This is a genomic window from Rhodoferax sp. RT5P35 (assembly GCF_056521385.1).
On sequence record NZ_JBWMAX010000012.1, the window covers coordinates 105,641 to 131,231 of the forward strand.

Sequence of the window (25,591 nt, forward strand, 5' to 3'; positions counted from 1 at the left end):
ATATGGCCGTGACTACCCTAACCCCCCGCGCTCTGTACGAAGAAGTTGCCGAGTTGCTACGCCAGCGCATTTTTGACCGCACGCTAGCGCCCGGCAGCTGGATCGACGAGCTGAAATTAGCCGAGGAATACGGCATCAGCCGCACACCCCTGCGCGAAGCCCTGAAGGTGCTGTCTACCGAAGGCCTGGTCACCATGAAGGTACGGCGCGGTGCCTACGTGACCGAAGTGTCCGAGACCGACCTGGCAGATGTTTACCACCTGCTGGGCCTGCTGGAATCCGATGCCGCCGGGGTCGTGGCCGGGCGTGCCACGCCTGAGCAACTGGCCGATTTGCAGGCCATCCACTCCGAACTGGAAGCCGCCGTGGACGACCGCGAGCTGTTTTTTGCCATCAACGAACGCTTCCACATGCGGCTGCTGGCGATTGCCAACAACCGCTGGCGCGACCAGATGGTGGCCGACCTGCGCAAGGTGATGAAGCTGAACCGCCACAACTCGCTGCTGAAGTCGGGCCGTATCCAGGAGTCGTTGCGCGAGCACCGCGCGCTGATGCAGGCGCTGGTGGCCCAGGACGCGCCGGTGGCCACCCAGCGCATGTTGGAACACTTCCAGAATGGGCTGGCGGCCGCCGCCTAGTTCTTTCAGTTCTTTAAGTTTTTTAGTGCCTGAGCAGGCTGGGCACTGCAGGCAGTACCGTCGGCATCAATGCAGGATGTTCAGACACCGCAAACTCCCGCCCCGGCTGCGACAGGTAGCGCAGACAGCACACCCGCAGGAACGAGGTGAAGTTGCCGTTGTCTTCGCGCAGGGCGGTCAGCTCCTCGTGCAGGGTGGTGATCATCTGGTTGGTGGTTTTGCCCTCGCGCCCGGCCAGCTCGGCCAGCACATCCCAAAACAGGTTTTCCAGCCGAATGGTAGTCAGCACATTGTGGATGCGCAGCGAGCGGGTGCGGGCCTCGTACTGGATCGGGTCGGCACTGACGTAAACAGAACACATACTTGTCTCCTTTTATTTTTAGCGGGGTCGGCATTTCAACCAACCCCGCAGCATGGCACTAAATCGCTTTCTGCGTCATTTGCTGGGTGATGTACCCCGCCTGCCGGATGGCCAGCGACACGATGGTCAGCGTGGGGTTCTCGGCCCCGCCGCTGGTGAACTGGCTACCGTCCGATATGAACAGGTTGGGGATGTCGTGCGTCTGGCCCCATTTGTTGCATACGCCGTCGCGGGCGTTGGCGCTCATGCGGCAGGTGCCCAGGTTGTGGGTAGACGGGTAAGGCGGCGTGCGGAAGGTGCGAATGGCCCCAGCCGCCTGGTACACCCGCTCCCCCTGGGTGAAGGCGTGGTTGCGCATGGCGATGTCGTTGGGGTGGTCGTCAAAGTGCACATTGGGCACGGGATTGCCCCACTGGTCTTTGACATCCATGTTCAGCGTCACGCGGTTGGTTTCACGCGGCATGTCTTCGCCCACGATCCACATGCCGGCCAGGTGGGTGTAACGGTCCATCCACCAGCTGAAGTCGGCACCCCAGCCGCCGGGGTTCAAGAACGCCGCCATGAAGGGCACACCCAGCGACAGGGTTTCCAGCTCGTAGCCGCCCACAAAGCCGCGCTTGGTGTCGTGCACCGCTTCGTCGCGCACGATACCCGCCATGGTGGTGCCGCGGTACATGTGCACCGGGTTCTTGAAGGCCCCGTAGACCGTGCCGGTCAGGTGGCGCATGTAGTTGCGGCCCACCTGGCCGGAGGAATTGGCCAGCCCGTTGGGAAACAGGGTGGAGGCCGACAGCAGCAGCAAACGCGGTGTCTCGATCGAATTGCCCGCCACGCAAACAATGCGGGCCTTTTGCCGCTGTTCCTTGCCGTCTTTGTCGAAATAGACGACCCCGCTGGCCTTGCCTTCGGCGTTGTGCTCAATGCGCGAGACATGCGACTGGGGCCGCAGATCCAGGTTGCCGGTGGCTTCGGCCTTGGGAATTTCCACGTACAGGGTAGACCACTTGGCGCCCGACTTGCAGCCCTGGAAGCAAAAGCCCAGCTGCATGCAGCGCCCCCGGCCGTCGCGCGGCTGGCTGTTGATGGCCATCCTGCCGGTATGCACCTCTTTGTAGCCCAGCTTGGTGGCCCCGGCGTGGAGCACCTTGAAGTTGTTGTTGCCCGGTAGGCCGGGAATGCCGTTGGTGCGGGTCACGCCCATTTTGAACTCGGCCTTGGCGTAGAAGGGCTCTAGCTCCTGCAGGGTGATGGGCCAGTCGAGCAGATTCGCGCCCACCAGCTCGCCGTAGTGGGTTTTGGTGCGGAACTCGTGGTCTTGCAGGCGCAGCGAGGCACCGGCCCAATGGGTGGTGGTGCCGCCCACGGTTTTACAAATCCAGGTGGGCAGGCCCGAGAAGTCTTTGGCGATGCGCCAATTGCCCGAGGTGGTGCGCTTGTCCAGCCAAGCGAGCTGGCTGAACGATTTCCACTCGTCGTTGATGTAGGTGGCCTGCGACTGCATCGCACCCGCCTCCAGCACCACCACTTTCACGCCCTGGATGCACAATTCATGGGCCAGCGTGCCGCCGCCCGCGCCCGATCCGATGATGACGACGACGCTGTCGTCATTGAAGTCTATTTTTGCCATTTTGTTTTCCTGAAAGTTCTGAATAAGACTTGTGCAGCGCCCCTGGGTCGCCCTCTGGGCACCCAGAAGGACGTGCCTAAGCCGTGTGGGAGATGAACGCGGTGGGAATCAACCAAACCACGGTGGCGGGCTGTCTTCCAGGCTAGGCGCTGGCAACCACTTCAAATCCTGGAACCCGCGGGTGATGTAGCCGCCCTTTTCCCACGACGAGCCGGGGTAGCCCAGCACGGCAAAAGCCATGTCGTTGTCGTACAGCGAGGTCACGCACTGGCCACGCACGGTGGCAAAAAACGGCGTGCCCTCCAGCCCTTTCACGATCTCCAACTGCTTGGCGGCGCTGGCCTTGGCAAAGTGGCCGCCCGCGGCCGTGTCCAGGCTGGCAATACCGGTGCGCAACAGTTCCAGTTTGGCCGGGTCTTTGGCGGCACCGGCATCCAGGTCTTTGGACAGCAGCGCGTACACCGCGTCGGGCAGCTTGGCATGCGGGTACAGCACGCGGCCCATCTTCATCAGGGTGGCACCTTCGGCGCTGGTCAGGGTGGTCAGCTCCACCGCCCAGGCGTGGGACGGCGCCAGCAGCGACAGCGTGCTGCCCGCCACCAGCGTGCCCAGCAGCAGGCCGCTGCCGCGCAACAGGCTGCGCCGGGTCAGGGGGATGTTTTGGCGCGGCACTTCACCGCTGTCTTCGCCGCAGTTCTCTGCCACGGGCGCAATATGGATAACTTTCATCGTTGTCTCCTTGTGGGGTGTTTTTTTGGCTAACTCACTCATTCACTAACGCACTCATTCACTAACTCTCTGTGGGGAAATCGGTTGCGCACTACTGGTAATGGCCGTGGCGTTCGAGCACCTCCACTTTGTAACCATCCGGGTCCAGGATGAAGAAATAACGGGCGATCAGGGTGCCGTCGTCGGCCTTGAACTCCTTGATGTCCAGCGGGCTGTAGCCCAGCGCCAGCAGCCGCGCCCGATCGACCACCGCATCGGCCACGCACACGCCCACATGGCCGTAGCCGTCGCCATGGGTGTAGGGCTCGGTGCGGTCGCGGTTCCAGGTCAGTTCGATCTCGGCATCGTTCTCGGAGTTGCGCAGATACACCAGGGAAAAACTGGGAAAGTCCAGCCGGTGTGCGGGCTCCAGGCCGAAGCAGTCGGCATAGAACTTCAGGGATGCGTCCAGGTGCAGTACGCGCACCATGCTGTGGATGATTTTTGCCATGCGGGCCTTGTGGGTGAAACAGGCTTTGACTCTAGGCCTATGGTTCCCCAGTCAGGTAATAAACGGCTAAATCTGCAGCTTTCTATGCACAGAAAATGCCCCTCGGAAACCCTAATGTGGTGTTGCACGCTGGGCCAGATCCGCCACCACCCTTGCACATAATTGCTATTATTTATATAGCTAATAGCGCATATTTAATATGCACTACAGGCCTATTTGACATACACATTTACCCTCGTATCCACAGGCACTGGTAGCTATAAAATAAATAGCCTAGTACCCTTGGTTATTTCTACCCTTCACTCACTCGGCCCTCTCCATGCGCACCTGGTTGAACCGCTGGCAGTTGTGGCAAAAATTTGCCCTGCTAGGCCTGCTGGGTGTGTTGCTGCTGGCCCCGCCGCTGCTGCTGTTTGTGCGCGAATCCAACACCAGCATCCACGCCTTGCAGCGCGCACGCGAAGGCCTGGCCCCGGTACGCACGGTGTTGACCGCCGTGACCTTGCTGCAAAGACACCGTACGCTGGCTGCACGCCTGCAAACTGGCGATGCCGAAATCCCGGTCTCGATGCTGCTGACCCGCTCGCAAATCGACGCGGCCCTGGTACAGGTCCAGGAAGTGCTGCCCAGCATCGAAACCCGCGCCATCGACCGGCTGTGGGACCGCTGCCAGGCCCAATGGGCCCAGTTGCAGCAAACCATGCAGGCACCACAGCCCGAGCCCACAGAGATCTTTGCAGAGCACACCGCCGCCGTGGGGCTGCTGCTGGGCATCAACAAGCAGTTGGTGGACGACTTTGGCTTCAGCCTCAACCCCCAGGCCAGCACCTCCTTGCTGGGGCGGGCCGCGCTGGTCGAATCGCTGGACCTATTGGAATCGCTGTCGCAGGTGCGCGACAAGGTACTGCTGCTACAAGCCCAAAAGCAGGTCACGCCCGAAGAAAACACCGTGCTGGCCGCCCTGCTCAGCGGCATCGGCGAAGACTTTGACCGCCTGCAAAACACCCTGGACAAGGCCACCCACGACGACACCGCACTGCGCGCCGCACTCAACCAGCCACAGTTCAACCGCATCCGCTGGCAGCAGATCCACGCCCGCTTGCGCCCGGCCATGGGCCGTGCTGCCCCTGCGGAACGGGTCAGCGCCGCCGACCTGGCCGTGCTGGACGGCATCCTGGCCTCGCAATCCGCCTTCAGCGATGCCGCCTTGCGCGCACTGCAAGACACGCTGGATGCCCAACTGGACCGGCACATCCAGACCCAGCGGACCCTGGCCGCCGGAATGCTGGCACTGGCGCTGTTTCTGGTCGGGCTGGCGTACCGGGTAGCACGCTCCATCACCCGGCCTTTGCTGCAAGCCGTGGACATTGCCCGCCAGGTGGCCGACGGCACGCTGGCCGCCAGCATGGCCAGGCCCACGGACAACCTCGGCCATCCGGGCAACGAAACCGGCCGCCTGCTGCAGTCCTTGCACGCCATGCACCACAGCCTGGAGCAAACCCGGGCCGAGCAACTGCGGGCCCAGCAGCAGGTGGCGCTGGCGCTGCGCGAGCAAGAAGTGATTTTTGAATCCGTCAGCCTAGGCATCATCTTTGCCGTGGCCCACACCATCCAGCGCTGCAACCCGGCCATGGAGCGCATGTTTGGCTACGCCCCGGGCGAGCTGGTCGGGCGCGGCACCAAGGAGCTGTTTTTGTCCGCCAACGACCTGGCCACCATTGGCCGCCGGGTCAACCCGGCGATGCAGCAAAGCGGTTTTTTCTCCAGCGACGTGGAGCTCAAACACAAAGATGGCAGCGCCCTGTGGGTGCACACCTATGGCCGCGCCATCGACGCGCACAACCTGCACCTGGGCGTGGTGTGGGTGTATGAAGACATCTCCGACCAGCGCGCCGCCGCCGAAGAACTGCGCCAGGCCAAAGAGGCCGCCGAGCAAGCCAGCCAGGCCAAGAGCAACTTTTTGGCCAATATGAGCCACGAAATCCGCACCCCGATGAACGCCATCATCGGCATGTCGCACCTGGCGCTGAAAACCGAGCTGGACCCGCGCCAGCGCGACTACGTGGGCAAAATCCGCCAGTCAGGCCAGCACTTACTAGGTATCCTGAACGACATCCTGGACGTCTCCAAGGTGGAAGCGGGCAAGCTGGAAATCGAGCACACCGCCTTCGACCTAGAACAGGTTCTGGCCAACGTGGTGAATGTGGTTGCCGACAAAACCCAGGCCAAAAACCTGGAGCTGGTGTGCGACCTGCCCGCGCAAATCCCTGTGCAACTAGTGGGCGACCCGCTGCGGCTGGGCCAGATTCTGATCAATTACGTTACCAACGCCATCAAGTTCACCGCGCAGGGCGAAATCCACATTACCGTGCGCCTGCAAGCGCAAACCGATGGCGGCGTGGTGCTGCGCTTTGCGGTGCGCGACACCGGCATTGGCCTGACGCAAGAGCAGATAGGCCGCCTGTTCCAAAGCTTCAGCCAGGCCGACAGCTCCACCACCCGCCAGTACGGCGGCACCGGCCTGGGCCTGGCCATTTGCAAAAACCTGGCGGCGCTGATGGGCGGTGCGGTGGGCGTAGACAGCACGCCCGGCGTAGGCTCGACCTTCTGGTTTACCGCCCAACTGGGCCTGGGCGAGCGCCGCGCCCGCCCGCAGCTGCCCGGTAGCACCACCCTGCGCGGCCGCCGCGTGCTGGTGGTGGACGACAACGACTCGGCCGCCACGGTGCTGGTGGACATGCTGCAGCACATGGGGTTTGCGGTAGATGCCGTGTCCAGCGGGGCTGCAGCCCTGGCCGCCGTGCAGACCCAGGCCGCCACCGCCAGCCCGTACGAGGTAGTGATGATGGACTGGCAAATGCCCGGCATGGACGGGCTGGAGGCCATCCAGCGTCTGCGCGCTCTGCCGCTGCAACCGCCGCCGCACGCCGTACTGGTCACCGCCTATGGCCGCGAAGAAGTCATCCAGAACGCCCACGCCGCCCAGGTGCCTGATATCCTGCTCAAACCCGTGGGCGCGTCGCTGCTGTTCAACACCATGGTCAACGCCCTGGGCCACGCCCGCAGCCACGACCGGCGCGACCGCAACTCCGGTGTCAGCAGCGCCATGGCCGCCCTGGCCGCAGTGCGCGGTGCGCACATCCTGCTGGTGGAAGACAACGACCTGAACCAGCAGGTGGCCTCTGAACTATTGCAAGATGCCGGCTTCACCGTGGACATTGCCGACAACGGTTTGATTGCCGTGGCCATGGTCGGCCAACGCGCCTACGACCTGGTGCTGATGGACATGCAAATGCCGGTGATGGATGGCGTGACAGCCACCCAGGAAATCCGCGCCAAAGGCAACTTCGCCCACCTACCCATCGTCGCCATGACCGCCAACGCCATGCAGGCCGACCGCGAACGTTGCCTGGCTTCAGGTATGAACAGCTTCGTCGCCAAACCTATCGAGCCCGACGACCTGTGGCGCGCGCTGACCCAGTGGATACGCCCGCGGGCCGGCTTGGGTGCCATGCCAGCCATACTTGCCGTCGCCACCGCCGCCGATCAGACCGCCCTCCCCCAAGGCATTCCCGGGCTAGACACCGCGCTGGGCCTGCGGCGGGTGATGGGCAAGCAATCGCTCTACCTGGGCATGCTGCGCAAATTTGCCAGCGGCCAGGCGCACGCCACGACCCGCATCGCCGAGGCCCTGCAGGCCAAAGACCATGCCACCGCCGAGCGCCTGGCCCACACCCTGAAGGGCGTGGCGGGCAACATCGGGGCCAGCCCGTTGCAACACGCTGCCGGGCTGCTGGAAGCCGCGCTCCACGCCCAACAGCCCTGCGATACCCTGCTGGAGTCCGTGCACAACCCACTGGCCGCGCTGGTGGCCGCATTGCACGCCGCCCTGCCCGCCCCCGCCGCCTTGCCCGCAGCCGACCAGGCCGCGTTGGCCCCGGTGCTGGAGCCGGTACTGGACAAATTGCGCCATCTGCTGGCCGAAGACGACTCCGATGCCTCCGAACTCTTTCAGCAGCACAGCGACTTACTGCAAGCTGCGCTGGGCCCGGTCCACGCAAGCATCGCCAGCGCCATGGCCGAGTACGACTTTGAAGCCGCACTCCAGGCGCTGAACGCGGCACGGCCAAACACGGCGTAAATTTATAAAAAAAGAGGCTCTAGCGCATATATAACATACGCCTCTAGCTATTTATACGATAGCAAACTTCGGCTAAACCACGCTGTGCGTTCAGGGACTGTTTGCCAACCGGCTTCAGGCGCTCTTCGCCTCGTCATACCCATAGCGTGTGTGCGCCAAGGCCATTACTTCACGCGGCGGCGTGGCCTTGAGGCGGTGGTCGCTCCACACCTGGCGCCAGCGCCTCGCACCGGGCAGGCCGTGGCGCAAACCCAGCATATGGCGGGCAATGCTGTACCAGCCCGTGCCCTGCTCGGCGGCCATGCGCTCCATGTAGGCCACCATTTGCTCCTCGGTGCTTTCGCGCGTGGCTTCGCTGGGCGCAGCGCCGAAAAAAGCCGCATCCCAACCGGCCAGAAACCAGGGGTTGTGGTAAGCCTCGCGCCCGACCATCACACCATCGAGCTGGGTGAGCTGCTCGGCGATTTGCTCTTGGGTGGTGAAGCCGCCGTTGATGGAGAAAGTAAGCGCCGGGAAGTCTTTTTTGAGGCGGTGCACCAGCTCGTAGCGCAGCGGCGGGATTTCGCGGTTCTCTTTGGGTGACAGGCCTTTAAGCCAGGCATTGCGGGCGTGCACGATGAACGTGGTGCAGCCGCCTTCGGCCACCGTGCCCACAAAGTCGCGTACAAAGTCATAGCTTTCGGTCTTGTCCACGCCGATGCGGTGTTTCACCGTGACCGGGATGTCCACCGCGTCGCGCATAGCCCTCACGCAGTCGGCCACCAGTTGCGGCTCGGCCATCAGGCAGGCCCCGAACGCACCGCGCTGCACCCGCTCGCTGGGGCAGCCGCAGTTGATATTGATCTCGTCATAACCCCACTCTTCGCCCAGCTTCGCGCAGTGGGCCAGGTCGGCCGGTTCGCTACCACCGAGTTGCAGGGCGACCGGGTGCTCTTCGGCATTGAAACGCAAATGCCGCGGCACATCGCCATGCAGCAGTGCGCCTGTGGTAACCATCTCGGTGTAGAGCAAGGTGTGGCGAGACAGCAGGCGGTGCAGGTAGCGGCAATGGGCGTCGGTCCAGTCCATCATCGGAGCGACGGAGACGCGGTGGGCGGGGAAGGTCATGGCTTGAAATGTCCGTTGAGCTGGTAGCGCGCGCCGGGGTGAACCTGGCGCGCCAGGGTGATGGGCACGTCGGCATTGGCGGTTTTGCGCAGCACCACCAGGCAGGGGGCGCTGGGCGCAATGCATAAAAGCTCGGCCTCTTGCGCGGTGGGCAGGCAGGCCTCTACCGCGTACTGCGCCTCCCACAGCGGGGCCACGGTGCGCAGGTAGTAGGTGGGCGAGAGCTGGGTGAAATCGTTCTGCAGGTAGTCAGGTGCGCAGGCGGGGTTCACGTAACGGTCTTCGCACTGCATGGGTACGCCGTCTTCAAAGTGCACCAGCAGCGTGTGAAAGACCGGCGTGCCGGGAGACAGGCGGAACTGTTGGGCGATGGTTTCGGGGCAGGCTTCTTCTTGCGCCAGATGCACCACGGCGTGGTGGCGGTGGCCGCGCGCGGCAATTTCCTGCTGCAGATCGTGGATGGTCAGGTTCGACGACACCGAGCCCAGGTGCGCGGCAAAGGTGCCCACGCCTTGCAGGCGGGTGACCAGGCCTTCGGACTGCAATTCGCGCAGGGCACGGCTGACGGTCATGCGGCTGACCCGGAACTGTGCCACCAGCTCCGGCTCGGACGGCATCAGGCTGCCGGGCGGCCAGCGGCCCTGCGACAGCTCTTTTTTCAGATGCGCCTTGACCCGCGCGAACGGTGCCTGGTTAGCGGGTTCAAGGGCTGCCAACGGCTGTTGTCGTAAAAAAACCATGTGTAAATTGTAGTTGCACGTGGTTGACTAGTCATGTCTACACAATTACAGTCAGGCACCATTTGACGAAAGCGAGTCCCCCATGTTGATTACTCCCGGCCTGCTCACCCTAGAGCAACTCCAACACATCCATGCCAGCGTCACCCCCCTCGAGCTGGACCCGACATGCCGCGACGGCATCCGCGCCAGCGCCGCCCTGGTGCAGGCCGCCGCCGATGGCGATGCGCCGGTGTACGGGGTCAACACCGGCTTTGGCAAGCTGGCCAACCAGCGCATCAGCAAGGCACAACTGGCCACGCTGCAACTGAATCTGATCCGCTCGCACAGCGTGGGCGTGGGCGAGCCGCTGGCCGCACCCGTGGTACGCCTGATGCTGGCCACCAAGGCCACCAGCCTGGCGCGCGGCCATTCCGGCGTGCGCGAGGTGGTGGTGGACACACTGATTGCCGTGCACAACGCCGGGCTGGTGCCCCACGTGCCGTCGCAGGGTTCGGTGGGCGCATCCGGCGACCTGGCCCCGCTGGCCCACATGACGCTGGCACTGCTGGGCGAAGGTGAAATGTGGGTGGGTGGCCAGCGCATGGCCGCAGCAGACGCATTGGCACAGGCTGGTATCGCGCCGCTGACGCTCGGGCCCAAAGAAGGCCTGGCGCTGATCAACGGCACCCAGACCTCGGCGGCGCTGGCCTTGCACGGCCTGTTCATCTTCGAGCCGGTATTGGAAGCCGCTTTGCTGGTCGGAGCCCTGTCGGTAGAGGCCGCGCGCGGCAGCGACGGCCCGTTCGACCCGCGCATACACGCGCTGCGCGGCCAGCCCGGCCAGATCGACGTGGCCAAGTACTACCGCGCATTGCTGGCGGGCAGCGCCATCCGCCAATCCCATGCCACTGGCGACGACCGGGTGCAAGACCCGTATTCGCTGCGCTGCCAGCCGCAGGTGGTGGGCGCCTGCCTGGACCAGCTGCGCAACGCCAGCCGCATTTTGCTGATCGAAGCCAACGCGGTGACCGACAACCCACTGGTGTTTGCGAAAGACGGCGTGATGGTTTCTGGAGGAAATTTTCACGCCGAACCAGTGGCTCTGGCCGCCGACGGTATGGCCTTGGCGATTGCCGAGGTGGGCGCGATTGCCGAGCGCCGCATCGCTATGCTGATCGACAGCAGCGTCTCGCGCCTGCCGCCCTTCCTCACCGCCGATGCCGGACTGCACAGCGGCTTCATGATCATGCACGTCACTGCTGCGTCGCTGGCTTCTGAGAACAAATCCCTGGCACACCCCGCCAGCGTGGATAGCCTGCCCACCAGCGCCAACCAGGAAGACCATGTGTCCATGGCCACCTTCGCCGCGCGCCGCCTGCAGGCTATGGTGAGCAACACAGCGCACATTCTGGCGATTGAATGGCTGGCCGCGGCCCAGGGCATCGACTTTTTACGCCCCTTGACCAGCTCGGCCCCGCTGGAGCTGCTGCACGCCGCGCTGCGTGCCGACATCCCGCGCATGGACCAAGACCGCTACTTCGCCCCCGACATCGCCCACGCCACCGAGATGGTGCGCAGCGGGGCCATCAGCAGCATCTTCCGCACCCTGCCCGGCCTGCCCGCGTTGTGGACAGCAATTTGAGCAACTGACCGCAGGAGCGCAGGTAACATGCCAGGATACAAAAATGGAGGAGCATCCGACCATGGTTCCCAGCAACAGCCTACGGCCCCTATACCGCCTCCCAGCAACCGTAAAACTATTCCGCCATGCCGCCAGTGCGGCCGCGGTCGTGGCGCTGGCAGCTTGCAGCTCGACACCTCTGCCGCCGTGGCAGCCCGCCGCTGGGGTGCCACCCCGGCACGCAGTGGCGGCCAAGCCCGCAGCGCCTCCAGCCAAAGCGCTGGCCGACACTCCTGCGGTCACGCCTGCTGTCACACAACCGGTTGCCCGCGCCAACATCACCGAAACCGATGCACCGGATGCGGCCACCCCGGGCAGCGCACCCTACAGCGCCGCGGTGGCCGCGCGCTTTCCCGACCCGGCCATCGCTTACAGCACACCGGGCCTGCAGCCGGGGCGCACCAGCTTTAGCAGTAACCCGGAAATAGCCGCCTGGCTGGCCAACCTGGCGAACAAACCCAGCCGCGGGGTCTTGGCCAGTGTGCTGCGCATCGGCCTGTCGCAGCAGGGCGTACCCCTGGAAGCCCTGCTGCTCACCCGGGCCAGCAGTCCGGATGCGCCCACCATCATCGCCACCGGGCGGCCCACGGTGCTGATCGTGGCGCAGCAGCATGGCAACGAACCCGCTGGCGGCGAAGCCGCGCTGGTGGTGGCGCGCGAGCTGGCGCAGGGCCTGCTGGAGCCGCTGCTGGACAAGATCAACGTGCTGGTCGTGCCGCGCGCCAACCCCGACGGGGCTGCCGCTAACCAGCGATCCACCGCCAACGGCATCGACATGAACCGCGACCACCTGCTGCTCAACAGCCCCGAGGCCCGCGCCCTGGCCCAGTTAGGCCGCGACTACCAGCCCATGGTGGTGCTGGATGCACACGAGTACACGGTGGTCGGCCGCTACCTGGAGAAGTTTGGAGCCATCCAGAAATACGATGCCTTGTTGCAGTACGCCATGACCGCCAACATGCCCGGGTTTTTGACCCGCGCTTCTGAGGAGTGGTACCGCCGCCCGGTGGTCGCCGCACTTAAGTCGCAGGGCCTGAGCAGCGAGTGGTACTACACCACGTCTACCGATACCGACGACCACATGGTGTCCATGGGCGGCACCCAGCCCGATACCGGGCGCAACGTCAACGGCCTGAAAAACACCGTCAGCATGCTGATCGAAACCCGCGGGGTCGGCATCGGCCGCCTGCACCTCCAGCGCCGTGTGCACACCCAGGTCACTGCCATGGTCAGCATGTTGCAAAGCACTGCCACCCGCGCCGAACAACTGGGCCAGCTGCGGTCCTACATTGACCGCGAAGTCAGCAGCCAGGCCTGCCGTAGCAAAGCCATCGTGGCCGCAGGCCCCACCAGCGCCCAGTACGAGCTGACCATGCTCAACCCCAGCACCGGAGCCGACAAAAAGGTCTCGGTGGACTGGAATTCGGCGCTGGAGCTGCAAACCCTCAAATCCCGCACCCGGCCCTGCGGCTACTGGCTGTCGGCTGCGTCCACGGCGGCGGTGGACCGGCTGCAGCTATTGGGGGTGCAGGTGATGCGGGTGGTGGAAGCAGGTACCGTGCTGGGTGACCTGTACCGCGCCACCAGCCAGAGTACGGGTGTGCGGCAAGACGTGCGCGGCGACATTGCCGATGCCCAGCCCCTGAGGCAGACCGAGGTAGAGCTGCTGCGTGGCCTGGTCGATACGCCGCAAGGCAGCTTTTATGTGCCGCTGGGCCAACCGTTGGCTAACCTGGTGCTGGCCGCGCTGGAGCCCGACACGCAAAACAGCTACTTCGCCAACCACATCCTGCCCAACCTGGGCGACACCGCCCGCATCATGGCCGAACCCACCGGAGCACTGGAGAAGTTGCCGTAGGCTTTTTAAGTTTTAGGGGCTATTTTCACACATCAAATAACCCGAAAGCGCAGACAATACCTGCGCTGAATGCTCCTATTTTTAAACATAAAAATAGGAGCATCAGTGTTTATGGTGCGGGCTCTGGCAGAGGTGCGGATTTGGCCTTGGTTTTGGCTTTGGCGGTGTTGCGCTCGGCGGTTTCAGCCTTGTGGTCGGCGGCTTCCTGCAGCTTTTTGGCGTAACGGGCGGGTTCGTTGGCGGCTGCCGCGTCGGCGGCACGGCGGCTCCGAGTGGCCTGGTCAGCCTGGGCGTTGCGGGCCTTGTTGTCGGCCGTGGCCTTGCGCGCGGCCTGGGCCTTGGCAGCGTCCGTCGGGTCGTAGGGTTTGCGCGGCTCGGTGGGCGCATGGGTGCGCGCCGGGGTGGACGCGGTACCACGCGGACTGGCGGTACCCACGGCCACCGGTGGCTCGTCTTTGGCGGCGGCACTTTGCTCCATGCGCTGCATTTGCTCTGCACCCTTGCGCTTGCGCTCTGCGTCGTTCAGCGTAATTTCCTGGCGGCGCAGGTCGGCCATCTCAACCCGGCGGCGGGCGCGGCTGGCATCGCGGCAATCGTTGACCGCAAACTTCTGGAAGCACACCGCCTCCTCGTCGGCAAAGCGCTTTTCGACCTGCTGGCGCTCGGCCTGGATGCGGGCGTGCTCGGCGGCAACTTCCAGGCCGCCGTCGGCAATTTGCGCTAGCACCGTGGTGCTGCAAAGCACACACAACAGACTTATCCAATATTTGTTCATGTCAAATGGGTATCCACAATGCGCCGTTCCTGCGCTAAAAATTCTGCCGACTGCATCTCGTGCAGGCGCGACACGGTGCGCGGAAACTCGTGCGCCATCGGGCCTTCGGTATACAGCTCTTCAGGCGGTACGGCGGCTGACATGATCAGTTTGACCCGGCGGTCGTACAGCACGTCCACCAGCCAGGTGAAGCGCCGCGCAGGAGACGCCATGTTGACCCCCATCGCGGGCACATTGCTCAGCAGCACGGTATGGAACTGGCTGGCCATTTCCAGGTAATCGTTTTGCGAGCGCGGCCCACCGCACAGGGTTTTGAAGTCGAACCAGACCACGCCACCGGCCTTGCGCCGGGCCTGGATCTCGCGGGCTTCGATGTGTAGCACCGGGTCTTCGTCCTGGGTTTCGGCCAGGTGGGTGAAGGCCTCGGCCATCTCCAGATCGGCCTGCGGGCCCAGCGGCGTGTGGTAGATCTTGACCTGCTCCAGCGTGCGTTGCCGGTAGTCGGTGCCGTTGTCCACGCTCAGCACCTCCAGCTTTTGGTTCAGCAAGGCAATTGCGGGCAGGATGCGGTCGCGGTGCAGCCCGTTGGGGTACAGGTCGTCGGGCTTGAAGTTAGAGGTGGTGACGAAGCCCACGCCGTTGGCAAACAGCGCGTCCAGCAGGCGGTGCAGGATCATCGCGTCGGTGATGTCGGCTACGTGGAACTCGTCAAAGCAGACCAGCCGGTAACGCTTGGCCATGCGCTTGCCCAGCTCGTCCAGCGGGTTTACCGTGCCCTGCAGGTCGGCCAGTTCGCGGTGCACTTCGCGCATGAATTCATGGAAGTGCAGCCGGGTTTTGCGCTTTAGCGGCACGGCGTTGAAAAAGCAGTCCATCAAAAAGCTCTTACCACGCCCTACCCCGCCGTACATGTATACGCCACGCGGGATCTCAGGCCGGAAGATCAGCTTCTTGAAGCTATTGGAGCGCTTTTCTTTGTACGCAGCCCACTCGGTGGCGCAACGCTCCAAGGCATCGACAGCGCGTAACTGCGCTGGGTCGGCGGTGTAACCGCGCTGGGCCAGTTCGGCCTCGTAGGCTTGTTTAACGCTCAAAGCAAAAAACTCCAAATGCTATAAATAAAATAGCTACTAGCGCATGTAGCATATGCGCTAGTAGCTATTTTCGCTTAAGTTTACTTTAGAAGTTCAGCGTACGCTTGTCCACCGCCAAAGCGGCTTCTTTGGTTGATTCGCTCAACGAAGGATGCGCGTGGCAGATGCGGGCAATGTCTTCGGCGCTGGCGCGGAATTCCATCGCCATCACGCATTCGGCAATCAGCTCGCTGGCCTGCGGGCCGACGATGTGCACACCCAGGATTTCGTCCGTCACCGCATCGGCCAGCATCTTCACCATACCGGTGGTGTCGCCCAGCGCACGGGCCCGGCCATTGGCCAGGAACGGGAATGTGCCCGCCTTGTAAGCCTTGCCCGCGGCCTTGAGCTGCTGCTCGGTCTGGCCGACCCAGGCGATTTCGGGGTTGGTGTAGATCACCCAGGGCACGGTGTTGAAGTTGACATGTCCGTGCTGGCCGGCAATGCGCTCGGCCACCGCCACGCCTTCTTCCTCGGCCTTGTGCGCCAGCATGGGGCCGCGTACCACGTCGCCAATGGCCCAGATATTGGCCAGATTGGTTTTGCAGTCACCGTCCACAATGATGGCACCGCGGTCATCCAACAACAAACCGATGGTGTCCACACCCAAACCGATGGTGTTGGGCACGCGACCGATGGAAACGATGAGCTTGTCTACTTCCAGCTCTTTGGCTTCGCCCTTAGCATCGGTATAGGCAATACTCACTGTGCTGTTCACGCCCTTCTTGGACTTCTTGATCTCGCCCACCTTCACGCCCAGGTTGATCTTCAGGCCTTGTTTGTCGAAAGCCTTTTTGGCTTCCTTGGCGATCTGTTCGTCCACCGCGCCCAGGAAAGTCGGCAGACCTTCCAGGATGGTGACCTCAGAGCCCAGACGGCGCCAGACAGAACCCATTTCCAGGCCGATCACGCCGGAGCCGATCAGGCCCAGCTTCTTTGGCACCGCACCCATGCGCAGCGCGCCGTCGTTCGACAGGATGGTTTCCTCGTCAAACGGGGTGCCGGGCAGTGGGCGGGCGTTGGAGCCGGTGGCGATCACGACATGCTTGCTAACCAGTGCCTCTTCGCCGACCTTGATGGCATAGCCACCGTCTACCGCTGCCACGAATGAGCCGCGACCGTGGAAGAAGGTGACCTTGTTTTTCTTGAACAGGTACTGGATGCCGTCGTTGTTCTGCTTGACCACAGTGTCCTTGCGGGCGACCATTTTGGCCAGGTCCAGGCCCAGGCCTTTGACCTCAATACCGTGGTCGGCAAAGTGGTGCCCGGCCTGGTCAAAGTGCTCGCTGGACTGCAGCAGCGCCTTGGAGGGGATGCAACCGACATTGGTGCAGGTGCCGCCCAGTGCCGGGCCGCCCTTGGCGTTCTTCCACTCGTCGACACAAGCCACGTTGAAGCCCAGCTGGGCTGCGCGGATGGCGGCAATATAGCCACCGGGGCCGCCGCCGATGACGATCACGTCAAAGTTTTTAGACATTTTTCAAATCCTCAATGAGTTTCAGCCATGCCGCACAGTGACGACTAGCCTTCCAGAACAGCGCGGAACCGGCTCTGCCGGGCCGCTGCTGTTGCCCCCTGCAAGGGGGTTGGCGCAAGACGCGCAGCGCTGCAGCCTGGGGGTGAGCCTTAAATATCAAACAACAGGCGTGCAGGATCTTCCAACGCTTCTTTCATCGCCACCAGGCCCAGCACGGCTTCGCGGCCGTCGATGATGCGGTGGTCATAACTCATGGCGAAGTAGTTCATTGGGCGCACCACGACCTGGCCGTTTTCGACCACAGCGCGGTCCTTTGTGGCGTGGATGCCCAAAATTGCCGATTGTGGTGGGTTGATGATGGGCGTGGACAGCATGGAGCCGAAGGTGCCACCGTTGGAGATGGAGAAGGTGCCGCCGGTCATGTCGTCCATGCCCAACTTGCCTTCGGATGCCTTCTTGCCGAATTCGGCAATCTTCTTCTCGATGTCGGCAAAGCTCATCTGGTCGGCGTTGCGCAGAATCGGCACCACCAGGCCACGGGGGCTGCCCACGGCGATACCGATGTCGAAGTAGCCGTGGTAGACGATGTCGTTGCCGTCCACACTGGCGTTCAGCACCGGGAACTTCTTCAGTGCGTGCACGGCGGCCTTGACGAAGAAGCTCATGAAGCCCAGCTTGCAGCCGTGTTCTTTCTCGAACTTTTCCTGGAAACGCTTGCGCATGTCCATCACCGGGGCCATGTTGATCTCGTTGAACGTGGTCAGGATGGCGTTGGTGGATTGCGATTGCAGCAGACGCTCGGCCACGCGGGCACGCAGGCGGCTCATAGGTACACGCTGCTCGGGGCGGTCGCCCAGGTCCGGGGCGACGGTGGCCACCTGGGCCAACGACTTGGTCGGCACGCCGGTGGGGATCACCGAAGCGGTCACTTTGGGGGCAGCCACAGCGGCCAGCACATCACCCTTGGTGACGCGGCCATCTTTGCCGGAACCCACCACCGAACCGGCAGGTAGTGCGTTGTCGGCCATCAGCTTGGCGGCCGCGGGCATGGGCACACCGGCCATCGAGGTGCTGGCCGCCGCAGGGGCGGGGGCCGGTGCCGTCGCCGCAGCCACGGTGGCCGCAGCCACGGTGGCCGCAGCAGCCGCTACCGAGCCGGGCACGGATGCCGCAGCACCGGCTTTGGCTTCCGTGTCGATGCGGGCAATCAGTTGCTCGGCCATCACGGTGCTGCCGTCACCCATCAGCAGCTCGGTGATGACACCGGCAGCGGGTGCGGGCACTTCCAGCACAACTTTGTCGGTCTCGACTTCAATCAAGATTTCGTCGATGGCCACGGCGTCGCCCACTTTTTTCTTCCACTGCAGCAGGGTGGCTTCGGCCACGGACTCGGACAGTTGCGGAACCTTCACTTCTACGATAGCCATTTAATATTCTCCAAATCTTCCAACGGGGGGCGCGGCCGCTGCAGCACAGTGCAGTGGCGGATGCAGCCTATTTATTTTTTAGGTTACTTTGTTAAGACAAAGCCTTTGAGCTTGCCGAAGGCGCCGTCTACCAGCGACTTCTGCTGCTCCTGGTGCAGGTGCGAATAACCGGCTGCAGGCGATGCCGAGGCCGCGCGGCCCGAGTAACCCAGCTTCTGGCCTTCGACCATGTTTTCATGCAGGTAATGCTGCACAAAGAACCAGGCACCCTGGTTCTGCGGCTCGTCCTGGCACCAAACCATTTCCGTCACGTTGGGGTACTTTTTGACTTCGGCGGCAAAGGCCTTGTGCGGGAACGGGTAGAGCTGCTCCACGCGCAAAATCACCACGTCGTCCGCACCCTTTTCTTCGCGCTTCTTGGCCAGGTCGTAGTAGACCTTGCCCGAGCAGGCGACGATGCGCTTGACCTTGTCGGCCCTTTTGTTGATCTCATCCTTGTTCTCGGGAATGACGGTCTGGAAAACTCCCTTGGTGAACTCGCTCAAGGGAGATGCCGCATCCTTGGCGCGCAGCAGCGACTTGGGCGTCATGATGACCAGCGGCTTGCGCAGGTTGCGCACCATCTGGCGGCGCAACAGGTGGAAGATCTGGCTGGCGGTGGTGGGCTGCACCACTTGCATATTGGTGTCGGCGCTCAGTTGCATGAAGCGCTCCAGGCGGGCCGAGCTGTGCTCGGGGCCCTGGCCTTCGTAGCCATGCGGCAGCATCAGGGTGATGCCGTTGACGCGGCCCCACTTGACCTCGCCGGAAGCTATGAACTGGTCGATCACGACCTGGGCACCGTTGGCAAAATCGCCAAACTGGGCTTCCCAGATCACAAACGTGTTCGGGTCGTTAGATGCGTAGCCGTACTCAAACGCCAGCACTGCCTCTTCGGACAGGATGGAGTCGATCACGGTGAACGGTGCCTGGCCGTCGGCCACGTTTTGCAACGGGGTGTAGGTGCCTTCATCGAACTTTTCACGGTCCTGGTCGTGGATGACAGCGTGGCGGTGGGTAAAGGTGCCACGGCCGCAGTCTTCACCGCTCAAACGCACCGGGTAGCCGCTGGCCACCAGGGACGCAAAAGCCATGTGCTCGCCCATGCCCCAGTCCACCGGAATGTCGCCCCGGCCCATCGCGGCGCGGTCGTCGTAGACCTTTTTCACCAGCGGGTGCGGGGTGATGTTGGCGGGAATGGCGGTCATCTTCTCGGCCAGGCGCTTCCACTCGGCCAGTGGGATAGCGGTGTCGCCCGCGTCGGTCCACTTGCGGTTCAGGTACGGCGACCAATCGACCGCGTACTTGCTTTTGAAGTTGGTGATGACCGGGTTGAAGGTGTTGATACCGGCATCGAGTGCGGCGCGCATGGCCTTGACCATGTCGTCGCCCAGTGTCTCGCCCAGTCCCTGGGCGGTTAGCTTGTCGGCGTACAGCTTGCGGGTGCCGGGGTGCTTGGCAATCTTGCGGTACATCAGCGGCTGGGTCATGGCCGGCGTGTCTTGCTCGTTGTGGCCGAGTTTGCGGAAGCAGATGATATCCACCACCACGTCGCGTTGGAACTCCATGCGATAGTCCAGCGCGATTTGCGTGGCCAAAACCACGGCTTCTGGGTCGTCACCGTTGACGTGCAGCACCGGCGCTTCGATCATCTTGACTACGTCGGAGCAGTACAGCGTGGAGCGGCTGTCGCGCGGGTCGCTGGTGGTGAAGCCGATCTGGTTGTTGATGACGATGTGCACCGTACCGCCCGTGAAGTAGCCACGGGTTTCGGCCAACGCCAGGGTTTCCATCACCACGCCTTGGCCGGCAAAGGCCGCGTCGCCGTGCACCAGCACGGGCAGCACTTGCTTGCCCAGCGGGTCGGCGCGACGGTCCATGCGCGAACGCACCGAGCCTTCGACCACGGGGTTGACGATTTCCAGGTGCGAGGGGTTGAAGGCCAGCGTCAAATGCACCGGGCCGCCAGGGGTGGACACGTCCGAGCTGAAGCCCTGGTGGTATTTCACGTCGCCAGAAGGCAGGTCTTCGGGAGCGGTGTGGTCGAATTCGGCGAACAGGTCGGCAGGCACTTTGCCCAGCGAGTTGACCAGCACGTTCAGGCGGCCCCGGTGGGCCATGCCGATGACGATTTCTTGCAGGCCCTTGGTGCCGCCGGTCTGGATCAGTTCGTCCATCGAGGCGATAAAGCTTTCGCCGCCTTCGAGCGAGAAGCGCTTTTGGCCGACAAATTTGGTATGCAGGAAGCGCTCCAGGCCTTCGGCGGCTGTGATGCGGTCCAGGATGTGGAGCTTTTTCTCTTTGGAGAAATTGGGTTTGCTGCGAATGCTTTCCAGCTTTTGTTGCCACCAGCGCTTCTTGCCCTGGTCGCTGGTGTACATGTACTCGGCGCCAATGGTGCCGCAGTAGGTTTCACGCAAAGCGTTCATCAGGTCACGCAGCGACATGGTTTCTTTGCCGAAGAACGTGTTGCTGGTGTTGAACACGGTTTCCTGGTCGGCATCGGTGAAGCCGTAGAACGCGGGGTCCAGCTCAGGGATGTTTTCGCGCTCGGTACGTTTGAGCGGGTCCAGATCGGCCCAGCGCACACCGACGTTGCGGTAGGCGGCAATCAGCTGCTGCACGGCGGTACGCTTGCGGCCCATTTCAGAGTCGGCGCTGGCGACCACCACCTTGGTCTGGCCTTGCTTGGCGCGTTCGGCAAAAGCATTGACCACCGGCAGGTGGGCTACGTCCTTGGCATTGCTGCCGTCGACGGCGGGCACGTTCTGGAGTGCGTCAAAGTAGTCGCGCCAGTTGTCGGGCACGCTGCCGGGATTTTCAAGATAGTTTTCGTAAAGCTCTTCGACATAGGGCGCATTGCCGCCGAAGAGATAGGTGTTGCCCTGGTAGGCGCTGTACACCGAAGACACTGGATCACTCATATTCCGCTGACCTCCGTTTCCCTGCAGGAAACATAAGCTGGTTAAAGCTGGGTTTAATTAACCTTCCGCGACACGGCTGGACCGGTTGGCGGATGCGACTGTGGCAGGAAGGGCCTAGTTCGGTGCGGATTATCACCCCATTGCGCGTGGGAGCCGCCGAGTTACAGGCAAAGAACAGGTAAACGTTATCGTTTTGATAGCAACCAGCGCAGGTGGAATATGCGCTGGAGCCTGTTTTTATTTAAATCTGCGTGTGGTGCCGCTGAAACAACGCTTGAACTTACTTCACCAAAGCCTGGATGGCCTTGAAATCAGCATGTTCGGCGGTGCGCAGCCACTCGAACAGCACCATCTCGGTGGTCACCAGCTCGGCACCCGCCCCGGCCAGGCGGTCAAACGCCGCGTCGCGGTTGCGCTCGGTGCGCGAGCTGCAGGCATCGGTGACCACCCAGACCTCGAACTCGTCTTCCAGCAAATCGAGTGCGGTCTGCAGCAGGCAGATGTGGGCCTCCAGGCCCGCAATAACGATGGTGTTGCGCTCTTCCCCGGCGCTGGACTTTTGCAGATGCTTGGGCAGGCTGCGGGCATTGCCCTGCACCGGTTTGGCGGGCGGGCGCAGCCATTCGCCCAGGCCCTCTTCCACGCCGCTGAACTGCATCTTGCTCAGTGTGTTGCGGCACAGGGCGCGCAGCTCGGGCGGGTTCTCACCCAGCTTGGACGGGTTTTGCTCGGTGCCCCAGGCCGGCACGTCCAGCAAATCGGCGGCTTGAACCAAGCGCAGCGCATTGGCAACAACAGCGGCGCTGTCAAAGATGGCGGGCAGCAGGCGGGTTTGGTAATCGACCAGCACCAGCTGGGATTCGGAGGCGTCGAGCAACATGGGATTCCTAAGGACATAGCAGCCCCCAATTAAACCGCAGTTGCCAACGCCTCCTTGGGCTGCAGGGCCTGCCCCGTCAATGAAGTTAGCAAAGCCAGCCCCAGCGGCCAGTCGCCATGGCCCGACGCAATATTGATGTGCCCGGCGTCCAGCATGCGCACCAGCTCGCTACCCCAGGCGCGCGCGTAGGCTCCGGCCAGCCGCACCGGGCAATACGGGTCGTTGCTACTGGCCACCAGCACGCTGCGGTACGGCAACCGGGCGTAGGGCACGGGCGCGAAGTCGCTCAGCACCGCCCGGCGCTCCGGGTCGGCCGGGGCCACCAGCAAAGCCCCCTGGATGCGCTCCACCGCCTCGGGCGGCAAATGCGTGGTGGCTATGCAGCCCAGGCTGTGCGCCACCACCACCACCGGTCCGGGGCGGGCCAGGATGGCCTGGGTGATGGAGCGGGTCCAGGCGGCGCGGGAAGGGGTGATCCAGTCGTCTTGGTCCACCCGCTCCACCCCGTCAAACTGTTCGGCCCACAGGCTTTGCCAATGGCCAGGACCCGAATTGCGCCAGCCGGGGATGATGAGAATGCGGGGCGTTGTCATGGCCCGGATTGTGGGCAAGATGCCTGCAGATTCAAACGACGGAATCGTGGTTTGTTTATGCGCATGAGCTAACAGCTAAAAAGTCTATGCCAGCCATGCGAAAATTTATAAAAAAAGAGCTGCTAGCGCAGATAACACCTACGCTAGCAGCTCTTAATTTGATAGTACCAGCCCTTACTTCAGTTCCGCCGTGCAGATGCCAATCGCTTCACCACCGCCACCATCAGGTCGATCTCGGCAAAGGTGTTGTAGAACGCCAGCGAGGGGCGCACGGTGGTTTCCACGCCCATGCGGCGCAGGATGGGTTGGGCGCAGTGGTGGCCGGTGCGCACCGCAATGCCTTCTTCGTTCAGCGCCTTGCCGACTTCTTCGGTGCTGTAGCCGGCCAGCACAAAAGACATCACGCTAGCCTTGTCCTTGGCGGTGCCAATCAGACGTACACCCGGAATCGCACCCAGTGCCTTCATGCCGTAAACCACCAGCTCGTGCTCGTAACGGGCGATGTTCTCGATGCCCACCTTGTTCACGTAGTCTATGGCCGCGCCCAGGCCTACCGCGTCGGCGATGTTGCCGGTGCCCGCCTCGAACTTGTTCGGGATGGGCTGGAACACGGTTTTCTCGAAGGTCACGTCGGCAATCATGTTGCCGCCGCCCTGCCACGGGGGCATGTCTTCCAGCACCTCGCGCTTGCCCCAAACCACGCCGATACCGGTGGGGCCAAAGACCTTGTGGCCCGAGAAGACGAAGAAGTCGGCCCCGATGTCTTGCACATCCACCCGCATGTGCGAGATGGACTGCGCGCCATCGACCAGGGCCTTGGCACCGGCACGGTGGGCCAGCTCCACGATCTCTTTCACTGGCACCACGGTGCCCAGGGCATTGGAGACCTGCGTCACGGCCACGATCTTGGTGCGGTCGTTGAGCAGCTTGCGGTATTCGTCGAGCAGCACCTGGCCGCTGTCGTCCACTGGGATCACGCGCAGCTTGGCACCTTTGGCGGCGGCGAGCTGCTGCCAGGGCACGATGTTGGCGTGGTGCTCCAGGTGGCTGACGATGATCTCGTCGCCCTCGCCCACGTGCTGGCCGCCCCAGCTTTTGGCCACCAGATTGATGGCCTCGGTGGTGCCGCGCACAAAGATCACCTCGTTCACATCCGGCGCATTGATGAACTTTTTCACCCGCTCCCGCGCACCTTCGTAGGCATCGGTGGCGCGGGCGGCCAGGTCATGGGCTGCGCGGTGGATGTTGGAGTTCTCGTGCGCGTAGAAGTAAGCGATGCGGTCGATCACCGATTGCGGCTTGTGCGTGGTGGCGGCATTGTCGAACCACACCAGCTGCTTGCCCTTTACCCGCTCCTGCAAGATGGGGAAGTCGCGGCGCACGGCGTGCACGTCGAACGCGGGATGGGCTCCGCCTTGGTAGGCGGGTACCGCATCAGCAGACGGGCGTGCGCCGGGCGTAGCGGGTGTCACATAGCCATTCGGCAGCGTGACCGCATCCACAAAGTAGAACGCGGGCGTGCTTTGCGGTGTGGGCGGGGCCTTGGGGACACTGGCCACGGGCACAGCCGGTGGCTGGAACGGCTGGCTGCTCAGGGCATCTAGGCTGGAAGGTGCGCCCTGCGGTGGCCCCAGCTTTTCCGCCACAAAGTAGAACGGCGAGCCCGCGCTGGCGGCTTCCGGCACGCCTTGCAGCACACCGCCCACGCGTGGGTCGTAACCCGGCACGGCACTAAGCGCCTTGTCGGGCACACCGTTACCGGCCTGGGCCTCGGGCAGCAGCGACGGAGCACGGTTGCCCAGGTTCAGCACCTGGCTGGGCGACGACGGCAGCAGATTCGTGCCCGGAATCTGACCCTGCGGAATCGGCGTACCAGGTACGCTGGGGCCAAAGCCCGCGGGGCTGGACAGCGGCGAACCCGGCGGCGCGATGTTGGCCGGGAACTGGGCCCCCGGCGCTGCCGAACCAGGCAGGGCCTGGAACAGCGCGCTAGCCATGGCCGCCAACGCCGCCGGGTCGGGCAAGCCCGCTGGCAAGTTGGGTTGTGGGATGTTGGGCATGGCTTACTTGTAGGTGTCGGCGTAGTCGTGGTATTTGCCGATTTCCACGTCGTCCAGCACGGCCAGCGCGTCGGTGGTCAGCACCGCCAGCGAGCAGTACAGCGAAATCAGGTAGGAGGCAATCGCCTGGTCGTTGATAGCCATGAAGCGCACCGACAGGCCGGGCGCTTGCTCACCGGGCAGGCCGGGCTGGAACAGGCCGACCACGCCCTGGCGCTTGTCGCCCACGCGCAGCAGCAAGATCTTGCTCTTGCCGTCGGCCACCGGCACTTTGTCCGAGGGGATCAACGGCACACCGCGCCAGGTGATGAACTGCGAACCAAACAGGCTCACGGTGGGCGGTGGCGTACCACGGCGGGTGGCTTCGCGGCCAAAGGCGGCAATGGCCAGCGGGTGCGCCAGGAAGAAAGCGGGCTCTTTCCAGACCTTGGTCAGCAGCTCGTCCAGGTCGTCGGGCGTGGGTGCGCCGGTCAGCGGGAAGATGCGTTGTGCGTCGGTGACTTGCGACAGCAGACCGTAGTCGGGGTTGTTGATCAGCTCGCTTTCCTGGTTTTCCTTGATGGTCTCGATAGTCAGGCGCAGTTGCTCCTTGATCTGGTCGTGCGGGCTGCTGTACAGATCGGAGATGCGGGTGTGCACGTCGAGGATGGTGCTGACGGCATTCAAGAAGAACTCGCGTGGCTGCTCTTCATAGTCCACAAAGGTCCGGGGCAGCTGGTTCTCGGTCTGGCGGGCGGTGCAGGTGACCTTGATAGACTCGGGGTTCTTCACCTTATTCAGGCGGTAGATGCCCGCTTCTACCGGCACCCACTGCAGCAAATGCGTGAGCCAGCGGGGCGAAATGGTTTCCAGCTGGGGCGCGGTCTTGGTCGCGTTGGCTAACTGGCGTGCGGCGCTGTCGCCGAGGGTTGTGATTTGGCTGCTCATGGAAA

Annotated in this window: 19 protein-coding genes; 4 read left to right on the forward strand and 15 right to left on the reverse strand. The window is 63.2% G+C overall.

What is annotated here, in order from left to right:
• Positions 1-2: 2 nt before the first annotated feature.
• Positions 3-638 (forward strand): GntR family transcriptional regulator, encoded by a 636-nt coding sequence (locus AC097L_RS18415; protein ID WP_479588073.1) that lies wholly within the window; start codon positions 3-5, stop codon positions 636-638.
• 22 nt (positions 639-660) lie between these two features.
• Here the strand turns inward: AC097L_RS18415 and AC097L_RS18420 are convergent, their stop codons facing one another.
• The 4 genes from AC097L_RS18420 to AC097L_RS18435 all read right to left on the reverse strand — a co-directional run bounded on the left by AC097L_RS18420 (position 661) and on the right by AC097L_RS18435 (position 3,845).
• Entirely contained in the window at positions 661-999 is a 339-nt protein-coding gene (locus tag AC097L_RS18420) for a ribbon-helix-helix domain-containing protein (RefSeq protein WP_479588076.1), read from the reverse strand.
• 58 nt (positions 1,000-1,057) lie between these two features.
• Complete coding sequence (locus AC097L_RS18425; RefSeq protein ID WP_479588078.1) at positions 1,058-2,626, reverse strand: GMC family oxidoreductase; 1,569 nt, start codon at positions 2,624-2,626, stop codon at positions 1,058-1,060.
• Between the two features lie 108 nt (positions 2,627-2,734).
• Entirely contained in the window at positions 2,735-3,355 is a 621-nt protein-coding gene (locus AC097L_RS18430; protein WP_479588080.1) for a tat (twin-arginine translocation) pathway signal sequence, read from the reverse strand.
• A gap of 91 nt (positions 3,356-3,446) precedes the next feature.
• The gene (locus AC097L_RS18435; RefSeq protein ID WP_479588083.1) at positions 3,447-3,845 is read right to left on the reverse strand and encodes a VOC family protein; all 399 of its coding nucleotides are present in this window, start codon (positions 3,843-3,845) and stop codon (positions 3,447-3,449) included.
• A gap of 319 nt (positions 3,846-4,164) precedes the next feature.
• Here AC097L_RS18435 and AC097L_RS18440 point away from each other — a divergent pair, with 319 nt between their 5' ends.
• Positions 4,165-7,986, forward strand: coding sequence for a hybrid sensor histidine kinase/response regulator (locus AC097L_RS18440; RefSeq protein WP_479588084.1), 3,822 nt, complete (start codon positions 4,165-4,167; stop codon positions 7,984-7,986).
• A gap of 114 nt (positions 7,987-8,100) precedes the next feature.
• Here AC097L_RS18440 and dusA read toward each other — a convergent pair whose 3' ends face one another.
• On the reverse strand, positions 8,101-9,093 hold the full coding sequence (gene dusA, locus AC097L_RS18445) for a tRNA dihydrouridine(20/20a) synthase DusA (RefSeq protein ID WP_479588087.1): 993 nt from the start codon (positions 9,091-9,093) through the stop codon (positions 8,101-8,103).
• Positions 9,090-9,833: a histidine utilization repressor gene (gene hutC, locus AC097L_RS18450; protein ID WP_479588090.1), complete on the reverse strand. Its 744-nt coding sequence runs from the start codon at positions 9,831-9,833 to the stop codon at positions 9,090-9,092. Before hutC ends, dusA begins: the two co-directional genes overlap by 4 nt.
• 82 nt (positions 9,834-9,915) lie before the next feature.
• Between hutC and hutH the strand changes: the two genes are divergently transcribed.
• Positions 9,916-11,454 (forward strand): histidine ammonia-lyase, encoded by a 1,539-nt coding sequence (gene hutH / locus AC097L_RS18455; RefSeq protein ID WP_479588093.1) that lies wholly within the window; start codon positions 9,916-9,918, stop codon positions 11,452-11,454.
• A gap of 61 nt (positions 11,455-11,515) precedes the next feature.
• The gene (locus AC097L_RS18460) at positions 11,516-13,351 is read left to right on the forward strand and encodes a M14 family metallopeptidase (RefSeq protein ID WP_479588095.1); all 1,836 of its coding nucleotides are present in this window, start codon (positions 11,516-11,518) and stop codon (positions 13,349-13,351) included.
• A 109-nt stretch (positions 13,352-13,460) separates the two neighbouring features.
• Here the strand turns inward: AC097L_RS18460 and AC097L_RS18465 are convergent, their stop codons facing one another.
• The 9 genes from AC097L_RS18465 to AC097L_RS18505 all read right to left on the reverse strand — a co-directional run bounded on the left by AC097L_RS18465 (position 13,461) and on the right by AC097L_RS18505 (position 25,586).
• Positions 13,461-14,126 carry a hypothetical protein gene (locus AC097L_RS18465; RefSeq protein WP_479588098.1) on the reverse strand — a complete coding sequence of 222 codons (666 nt, stop codon included), beginning with the start codon at positions 14,124-14,126 and terminating at the stop codon, positions 13,461-13,463.
• Positions 14,123-15,220: a cell division protein ZapE gene (gene zapE, locus AC097L_RS18470; protein ID WP_479588102.1), complete on the reverse strand. Its 1,098-nt coding sequence runs from the start codon at positions 15,218-15,220 to the stop codon at positions 14,123-14,125. Before zapE ends, AC097L_RS18465 begins: the two co-directional genes overlap by 4 nt.
• Before the next feature lie 85 nt (positions 15,221-15,305).
• Entirely contained in the window at positions 15,306-16,736 is a 1,431-nt protein-coding gene (gene lpdA, locus AC097L_RS18475) for a dihydrolipoyl dehydrogenase (protein ID WP_479588105.1), read from the reverse strand.
• Positions 16,737-16,885: 149 nt separating this feature from the next.
• A complete protein-coding gene (gene odhB / locus AC097L_RS18480; protein ID WP_479588109.1) occupies positions 16,886-18,163 on the reverse strand; it encodes a 2-oxoglutarate dehydrogenase complex dihydrolipoyllysine-residue succinyltransferase in 1,278 nt (425 codons plus the stop codon).
• Between the two features lie 83 nt (positions 18,164-18,246).
• Positions 18,247-21,126: a 2-oxoglutarate dehydrogenase E1 component gene (locus tag AC097L_RS18485; RefSeq protein ID WP_479588112.1), complete on the reverse strand. Its 2,880-nt coding sequence runs from the start codon at positions 21,124-21,126 to the stop codon at positions 18,247-18,249.
• Positions 21,127-21,406: 280 nt separating this feature from the next.
• Positions 21,407-22,006, reverse strand: coding sequence for an isochorismatase family protein (locus AC097L_RS18490; RefSeq protein ID WP_479588114.1), 600 nt, complete (start codon positions 22,004-22,006; stop codon positions 21,407-21,409).
• Between the two features lie 29 nt (positions 22,007-22,035).
• Positions 22,036-22,599, reverse strand: coding sequence for an RBBP9/YdeN family alpha/beta hydrolase (locus AC097L_RS18495; RefSeq protein ID WP_479588117.1), 564 nt, complete (start codon positions 22,597-22,599; stop codon positions 22,036-22,038).
• Positions 22,600-22,778: 179 nt separating this feature from the next.
• The gene (locus AC097L_RS18500) at positions 22,779-24,659 is read right to left on the reverse strand and encodes a family 2A encapsulin nanocompartment cargo protein cysteine desulfurase (protein ID WP_479588120.1); all 1,881 of its coding nucleotides are present in this window, start codon (positions 24,657-24,659) and stop codon (positions 22,779-22,781) included.
• A 3-nt stretch (positions 24,660-24,662) separates the two neighbouring features.
• Positions 24,663-25,586, reverse strand: coding sequence for a family 2A encapsulin nanocompartment shell protein (locus AC097L_RS18505; protein ID WP_479588123.1), 924 nt, complete (start codon positions 25,584-25,586; stop codon positions 24,663-24,665).
• Positions 25,587-25,591 lie beyond the last annotated feature (5 nt).

Coding starts and splice junctions, on each gene's coding strand:
- AC097L_RS18420 (WP_479588076.1), bottom strand. CDS start 999: ATGTGTTCTGTTTACGTCAGTGCCGACCCGATCCAGTACGAGGCCCGC.
- AC097L_RS18495 (WP_479588117.1), bottom strand. CDS start 22,599: ATGACAACGCCCCGCATTCTCATCATCCCCGGCTGGCGCAATTCGGGT.
- AC097L_RS18440 (WP_479588084.1), top strand. CDS start 4,165: ATGCGCACCTGGTTGAACCGCTGGCAGTTGTGGCAAAAATTTGCCCTG.
- AC097L_RS18465 (WP_479588098.1), bottom strand. CDS start 14,126: ATGAACAAATATTGGATAAGTCTGTTGTGTGTGCTTTGCAGCACCACG.
- dusA (WP_479588087.1), bottom strand. CDS start 9,093: ATGACCTTCCCCGCCCACCGCGTCTCCGTCGCTCCGATGATGGACTGG.
- AC097L_RS18460 (WP_479588095.1), top strand. CDS start 11,516: ATGGTTCCCAGCAACAGCCTACGGCCCCTATACCGCCTCCCAGCAACC.
- AC097L_RS18505 (WP_479588123.1), bottom strand. CDS start 25,586: ATGAGCAGCCAAATCACAACCCTCGGCGACAGCGCCGCACGCCAGTTA.
- AC097L_RS18430 (WP_479588080.1), bottom strand. CDS start 3,355: ATGAAAGTTATCCATATTGCGCCCGTGGCAGAGAACTGCGGCGAAGAC.
- AC097L_RS18435 (WP_479588083.1), bottom strand. CDS start 3,845: ATGGCAAAAATCATCCACAGCATGGTGCGCGTACTGCACCTGGACGCA.
- odhB (WP_479588109.1), bottom strand. CDS start 18,163: ATGGCTATCGTAGAAGTGAAGGTTCCGCAACTGTCCGAGTCCGTGGCC.
- AC097L_RS18425 (WP_479588078.1), bottom strand. CDS start 2,626: ATGGCAAAAATAGACTTCAATGACGACAGCGTCGTCGTCATCATCGGA.
- AC097L_RS18415 (WP_479588073.1), top strand. CDS start 3: ATGGCCGTGACTACCCTAACCCCCCGCGCTCTGTACGAAGAAGTTGCC.
- hutH (WP_479588093.1), top strand. CDS start 9,916: ATGTTGATTACTCCCGGCCTGCTCACCCTAGAGCAACTCCAACACATC.
- hutC (WP_479588090.1), bottom strand. CDS start 9,833: ATGGTTTTTTTACGACAACAGCCGTTGGCAGCCCTTGAACCCGCTAAC.
- AC097L_RS18490 (WP_479588114.1), bottom strand. CDS start 22,006: ATGTTGCTCGACGCCTCCGAATCCCAGCTGGTGCTGGTCGATTACCAA.
- AC097L_RS18485 (WP_479588112.1), bottom strand. CDS start 21,126: ATGAGTGATCCAGTGTCTTCGGTGTACAGCGCCTACCAGGGCAACACC.
- AC097L_RS18500 (WP_479588120.1), bottom strand. CDS start 24,659: ATGCCCAACATCCCACAACCCAACTTGCCAGCGGGCTTGCCCGACCCG.
- lpdA (WP_479588105.1), bottom strand. CDS start 16,736: ATGTCTAAAAACTTTGACGTGATCGTCATCGGCGGCGGCCCCGGTGGC.